The 6,210-nt window shown below is 65.3% G+C and carries 7 protein-coding genes; 4 read left to right on the forward strand and 3 right to left on the reverse strand.

The window, feature by feature from the left end; translation table 11 throughout:
• Positions 1–217: transposase (locus DC432_RS15535; RefSeq protein ID WP_133177969.1), on the reverse strand; the 217-nt coding region annotated here is incomplete at its 3' end.
• Between the two features lie 275 nt (positions 218–492).
• Here DC432_RS15535 and DC432_RS15540 point away from each other — a divergent pair.
• From DC432_RS15540 to DC432_RS16255, 3 genes are read left to right on the forward strand one after another with little or no spacing between them, the layout of a single operon-like run.
• Positions 493–2,097, forward strand: coding sequence for a hypothetical protein (locus DC432_RS15540; RefSeq protein ID WP_116538615.1), 1,605 nt, complete (start codon positions 493–495; stop codon positions 2,095–2,097).
• Positions 2,094–2,303, forward strand: a complete 210-nt coding sequence (locus DC432_RS16250) for a hypothetical protein (RefSeq protein ID WP_133177970.1) — start codon at positions 2,094–2,096, stop codon at positions 2,301–2,303. The genes DC432_RS15540 and DC432_RS16250 overlap by 4 nt, the downstream gene beginning before the upstream one ends.
• Positions 2,304–2,324: 21 nt before the next feature.
• Complete coding sequence (locus DC432_RS16255; RefSeq protein ID WP_043341843.1) at positions 2,325–2,732, forward strand: hypothetical protein; 408 nt, start codon at positions 2,325–2,327, stop codon at positions 2,730–2,732.
• Here the strand turns inward: DC432_RS16255 and DC432_RS15545 are convergent.
• Both DC432_RS15545 and DC432_RS15550 read right to left on the reverse strand, forming a co-directional pair.
• Positions 2,729–3,535, reverse strand: coding sequence for a metallophosphoesterase (locus tag DC432_RS15545; protein ID WP_005054963.1), 807 nt, complete (start codon positions 3,533–3,535; stop codon positions 2,729–2,731). The two genes, DC432_RS16255 and DC432_RS15545, sit on opposite strands and share 4 nt — an antisense overlap.
• Positions 3,536–3,615: 80 nt before the next feature.
• Complete coding sequence (locus DC432_RS15550) at positions 3,616–4,029, reverse strand: zinc ABC transporter ATPase (RefSeq protein WP_243393175.1); 414 nt, start codon at positions 4,027–4,029, stop codon at positions 3,616–3,618.
• A gap of 565 nt (positions 4,030–4,594) precedes the next feature.
• Between DC432_RS15550 and DC432_RS15560 the strand changes: the two genes are divergently transcribed.
• The coding region (locus DC432_RS15560) for a translation initiation factor IF-2 N-terminal domain-containing protein (protein ID WP_165801309.1) at positions 4,595–6,210 on the forward strand (1,616 nt) is incomplete at its 3' end.

Below are 6,210 nucleotides of genomic sequence, written 5' to 3' on the forward strand. Positions count from 1 at the left end.
CCACCCGCGCCGCCTGCGACTCCGACCGAGGCCCGACCGGCACCGCCACGCCACCGCTCGCGGTCGTCCCGGAGCCGAGCTTGTCGACCCACTCCTTCAACGCCCCGCGAGAGATGCCGAGATCGACCGCGATGCCCTCGAGCGTTGCGCCCGGCGTCGATTCGTACAGGTCCACCGCCCGCCGCCGGAACTCGTCGGTGTAGTTCTTCCTTGCCATCCTTGGATTCTCGCTTCCCCAGCGTTCGTGCTGGAATCAGCGTGTCCAAGATCAGGGGGCAGGCCCCGTTCCCGTTCGGGTTCGCCTGTGCCCGCCACCGCCGCCTTCTCGTGGATCGGTGCCAGACCTGTGATCTTCCTGCCCGACACCGCGCTCACCCGCTCGCACTTGTTCCCGTTCCCGGGCGTTGCCACAATCCCGTGCGGGGTCCGGGGAGGGGTCCGCAGGCCAACCGGTGTCGCGCGGACCTCACCGAGGACCGGACCCGCACGCCGGTGCCGCAGGCGGTGCTGGATGCGCAACGGGCGATGATGCGCATCGTCTCCACCGGTCAGGCGCAGTTCGGGATCTATGCTGATGCACCGCAGCCGGCCGTGCCTGTGTTGGAAGACATTCGGCTACTGTCCCGCACCGCGCGGGACGCAATCGTCGGCGGTCACAGCATCGACGCGAGCCCGCTGGGCCGGGAGCTCATTGGGCTGTTCGAGATGAGCGAGGACTGGACGAGGGCGATCCGGGCGCGACCAGACTCTGCCGTCGGGGCCGCTGTCGGCACCACCCTCGGTCACCGCGCACTGACCAATCCGGCCGCGATCATCTCCCTGCTGCAGGGGCGGCTGGCGCACAGCACGTCGTACACCGCGCACACACCACAACTACAGACCCTGATCGCGGCCGCGCTGGGTCGCCGCCGCCGCCCCACCGTGTTTCTGCAGTCCGCACCGCCGTCGGGCGTCAGCCCGGAAGAGCGAGCACGGAAAGTGCCGGCACAGTTGTGGGGGGACTGGATCGCCCAGTACGCCCCACTGCGGGTCGACAACGAGATCGCCGCGTCCGCGCTGGCAGCAGCGGTCGTGTTTACCGGCACGAGGCTCACACACTCCGCCGCGCTCGCGCTGCTCGATCCGCACGCACCGTCACGGCAGGTGACGCACGTGATGCGTGAGCTGGGCCGCAGCACTCACCACGTGACGACCCTGCACGCGGTCCTCCGCCTGGCAGCTCTATTGGACACGCAAGACGTGCCCATCGACTACGCCCGCCGCCGCCACCTCGACTACACCGATCTCCTGCCCGAATCACAGTGGGGGCAGCTCTGCCGGGACGCGGGCGTGTCCCCAGGGAGCGGACGACGCTGGGAGTTGGCGCGCGCAGCCCTGTACCAAGAACTCTCCGGGAACCCGCTGCGTGCGATGCCTACGGCGTGGCACACGACCAGGGCGAGCCCGCCCGCCGTAGCCCGCTTCGTAGAGGAGCTCCCGCCGGCGGTGCGGGCGGCGCTCGATCAGATCGCCGCAGAGTTCCTCGTCGCCAACGGCATTCAGGAGCCCGTCACCTGGACACCCGAACCCACCCCTCAGCTCCCGGAAGTCGGACCCCAGATCGCGCCGTCGTGGCCGCCCATCCGGCCGGCACGAGCGACAGCGACAGAAGCCATGCCACCAGACCGGCTGACGCAGGTGTACGCGGCGGGAGCTTCCACCTACACGATCGCCGCAGACACGAGGGTGTCTCGGCAGACAGTGGGTCGCATTCTCGCCGACGCGGGCACCCGGACTCGAAGGGGACGACCCCGCACCTTCGACCTCGACCCCCGTTGGCTCCGCGATCACTATGAAACGAAGCACTGGACCATCGCACAGATCGCGCAGCTCGCCGGCTGTAGCGAGATGACCATCAACCGGCATTTGCATAGCGCCGGCATCCCGGTCCGCCCACGCGGGGCGCGCATCAACGGGTCTACCTCGGACGCAGGCAGGCAACGATCTGACCCGCCCGCCCCGCGGGGCCCATCACAGGCTCACGGACTCCGTCGCAGCACTCCCGTCGAGCCATCGACGAATACTCGAATTCCAGACACGCGAAGGACGTCGGCATGACGCAGAAGAAACGAACTTCCAGTCGGCTGCGGCACGACGCGCGGGAACGCGTGAAGGTGACAGGAGAGAAGTACACCACGGCGCTGAAGGCAGTCATGGATGCGGGTTCATCCAGCAGCCGAGCTGGAGGACGAGATCAGGGCGAGGAGCCTGCGGGTCCCGCCGACACGCAACGCGCACCCGACGACACCCGTGACCGGAGCTGAGTCCGGGGTGGGATCTCTGCGATGACGGTCGAGGGCAAGGAATGCGTGGTGTCGGCCGACTCAGGCCGGGAGGACAAGCCGTGGTCGGCACCTCACCTCGCGCCGCTGTTCATTGAACTCACCGCTGACGAGACGGCGCCGGTGTGGGCGCGTCGCGCTGTGACATTCCTCCATCGCTACGCCCGCGAACACGGCCAATCCCCGACCTTCCGGGAAGTATTCCCGGAGCTCGCGTCGCACGATCTCAGCGCCGCGGAGCATCAGGCTGCCTGGACGTCGTCGTCGCCGCGGTACCTGACGATGGTGCACTGGCAGCGTTGTGGATGGATCCGCTTCCGACGAGAACCGCGGACCCTCCGATCCGGCCCCGCGGCAGGCGAACTGTTCATACCGTCGCCCGCGCCGAAAGCGCGTCCGAGGCAGTCCTAAGCCTTGGCGGTGTTCCCGGGGGAGTCGGGGTGGGAAGAGTAGAGCGCGCCGAGGAGTTCCTCCAGCGCGACGCGCAGTTCGTTGTAGCCCATCGTGTAGAACATCGCGTCGGAGTTCGAGGTTTCGGTGGCGTCGAGGTTGGCGAGGAGTTGACGGGCTTCACGGACCGCCACATCGAGCCACGGCTCGACATCCGGTAGGCCCCGGACCCACTCGTCGATGACGGTGAACGGGATGGGCGCGTATGCGTGGGCGTCGACGCCGACGTGGAACTGGTGCCCATTCGGGCCGTGGTCGCGTGCGTGCGTGTGACCGTGCAACAGCGGGATCCCATCGTCCCAGCGGGGCCGGTGCGACGTGTGTCGGTCCGACTCCTGCGAGTCGCCCTTGTACGGGTAGTGGGATGCGAGGATCCGGTAGCCGTGCCGGGTGCCTTCGATGACCTCCGGCAGAATCGTCCACCCGGCCGCCTCGTAGAGCGGCGCGAACCGTTCGATCGCCTTCCTGGACTGTGTCGCTGGTGAGACCCGGTCATGGTTCCCGGGGACGAGGTACCGGTGACCGTTCAGCTGCGCGGTGAGGGTGATCGATTCCTCGATCGGCCCGAGCGCGACATCCCCGAGATGTAGCACCACATCTGTCGGGGCGACCGTCTCGTTCCAGCGGCGGATGAGCTCGGTGTTCATCTCGTTGACGGTGGTGAATGGACGGTCCGCGAGTTCGCTGATCCGGGCGTGGCTGAAGTGGGTGTCCGCGGTGACGTAGTCGACTCGGTCGAAGTCGAACCACGGATACTCACTCACGGCTAACGCTCCTCGCATGTGACGGATGTCTAGCAGAATCTAGCGGTGTCTAGCGTTTCGGTAGACACCGCTAGATGTTCCTAGAGTTCGTCGAGATCGATCCCGAATTTCCGGGCGAGATCGGAGCGCGCCACCTCCGCACTGTCGGCGGGACGCTCCCGGGCGATACGGGCGATTTCCTCGTCTTCCGCCGCATCCTCCGTGGCGGCGACCGCTGCCAGCTCATCGATCAGGACAAGAACGGGTGTGCCGTCGGCGGTCGCGCGGCGGCGGATCTCGGCGGCGGCATGGCCGAGGGTGTACATCCGCTCCCACGGGTGCTCGCCGTGGCGAGCGATGGCCACGGTGTCGCGGGTGTAGCTGCGCTCATCGCCTGGGACGAGCCACCGTTCGGTGCCGTCCGAGGCGAGGAAGAAGTCGACGTAGCAGTTCCCACACGGCATCCGGTAGACCCCGGGCTCGGTGGGGGCAGAGTCGGTGCTACGCGCGATCATGTCGCGGATGATCCGCCCCCAGTCCGTGTTGCCGTCAGAGTGTGACATCGGCCAGACCCTTCGTTTGGCGAACGGAGTAGTCTCTCACACCGGTGAATTTGTGTCCACTGATTGGGTCAGAGCCTGTTCGAGTCGAGTGGTTGCTCTCGCTCAGGAAGTCTCGCCCGTCGTGAGATGCTCGCCTCATGGCATCGCACACTTCAAGCGGCTGAAAGCGGCCCCAGAAGACCTCATCGACATCCAGCGCTGCGTGACGTTCGTCGCGGGCATGGGCCTGGACCCCGTTTGGCCCGAGGCCCAGCAAGGCCTAGCAGCCGGTGGAAGGCCATTTCACTCGACGCGCTGGACCGATCACAACTCAATGGGTAGCCCACCCGAGGCACATGAACGTGCTGCTCAAGGCGCGCCGCCTCGGTGGGACGGCGGACGGCGACTGATATATCGAGCCGTGTCATCGCAGCCGGTGTCTGCAGCATGCAACAGACTGATCTGGCAACCCGGCTTCGCCGGTAATGCACAGCCCCTGGCAGACACAGCGGGCCAAGTGACCACGAGCGGAGAACAGATGGCGAAGATGCGAGTGCACGAGCTCGCCGCCGAACTGGGAGTCGACGCAAAGGCCGTCTTGGTCCGTCTGCGAGAACTTGGTGAGTTCGTCAAGAGCCCGTCTTCATCGATAGAAGCTCCAGTTGCTCGCAAGGTGAGGGCGTCGTTCGGTGCCCGACCCCCTCGACCCGGTTCGCCTCGGCCATCGCCGATGCGACGTGAGCACGTAGACCCGCATGTCGATCGGCCGGGATTCGATCCGACCGCACCATCCACTCGACAGTTCGGCTGGCGATCGGGCGCTGTGGCGGCGCCCCAGCACCCAGACCTGCTGGCAAACGTCGAGCGCGTTCGATACAAGTACCCGGTCCTGCGTGACCACATCGACGCTCTGCGAAGTCTTGGCTCCCAGGTGGTCTACGCGGGGTTCTGCCGTCAGGATGGCTTCAGGGACTGCGCGATCGTCCATGTGCGATTCAGTGGAGCGATCGAGGCCGGGTTTGGGTTTACCCGCGAGGTGATGATCTTCTACAGTCCGCATGAGGATCTCCAGGGCCGGACCTTCCAGGCTGCGGCCCGCGAGCTCGGTGGCGCCGATCGTTCCATCACTCCGGACATCTTCTTCATGTGGTCGCCCGATCGGCGTCTACAGATCAAACTGAACGACTGGTCGCGCCCCGCGAAACTAGCGATCCCGCTCTTGATTGACGACGAAGACGAACTCTCGCTAATTACCCTTCTTCGCGACTACATCTATGCCCGAGACCTCTTCTACATGACGACTCCCGTGTATGGCGCGAGCTTCTTCGGCCGCAGGACACTGCTGCAGTCGATGCGTGACGACGTGTTCAACCAGCGAGTCACAGGCGTCTTCGGACTGCGGAAGTCGGGCAAGACGAGCATCCTCATGCAGCTTAAGGAGGAGTTGCAAGAGGACAAAGTGGTGACCGTCCTCATGGACCTGGAGGCCTTCCCCTCTCCGCCGGAAGACCCCACCGACGACATCGTCAGCGATCTGCGTCGACGACTGATTGCTGAACTCAAAGCTCACAAGCTGCGCACCCAAGAGCTTTCGCAGCTGCAGGAACGCCCGAGCATCCTCGACCTGAAGAACGCTCTCCAGGCGATACTCAAGCATCTCCACAAAGACGGGCATAGGATCCTGCTCCTCCTGGACGAGATCGAGTACTTGACCCCAGCGGATCGCATCGATATCGCTGAAGGCGACATGCCACGCATTGCGCAGCTGCTATCGGCCCTCAGGAGCATCGTGCAGGAGTCTGAGAACTTCACCTTCGTGCTGTCCGGCCTTACAAGCGCCATCGTTGAAGGTGGACGACTGTATGGTCGACCGAATCCCCTCTTCTCTTGGGCGAAGGCCGTGTACGTGAAGCCGCTGGAGCGAGAAGAGGCGGACGATCTCGCGAGCACCGTCGGCGGCAAGATGGGCATCCAGATCGAACCTGGTGCGCTCGAGGCACTCCACGAGGCGTCCGGTGGTCACGCCTATCTGTATCGAAATCTGAGCTCAGCCGTCGTGCAGCACCTTCCGACCGACGTCTTCCAACGTACGATGACTCGCGCTTCCGTGCTCACAGAACTTGATGATTGGAAGAGTCGCGTCCAAGGCAACAT

The sequence above is a fragment of the Microbacterium testaceum genome (genome assembly GCF_003075375.1).
GTDB lineage: Bacteria > Actinomycetota > Actinomycetes > Actinomycetales > Microbacteriaceae > Microbacterium > Microbacterium testaceum_E.

Excerpts from the sequence above, each read along its gene's own strand:
- DC432_RS15550 (WP_243393175.1), bottom strand. The coding sequence starts at position 4,029 with ATGATCGCGCGTAGCACCGACTCTGCCCCCACCGAGCCCGGGGTCTAC.
- DC432_RS16250 (WP_133177970.1), top strand. The coding sequence starts at position 2,094 with ATGACGCAGAAGAAACGAACTTCCAGTCGGCTGCGGCACGACGCGCGG.
- DC432_RS16255 (WP_043341843.1), top strand. The coding sequence starts at position 2,325 with ATGACGGTCGAGGGCAAGGAATGCGTGGTGTCGGCCGACTCAGGCCGG.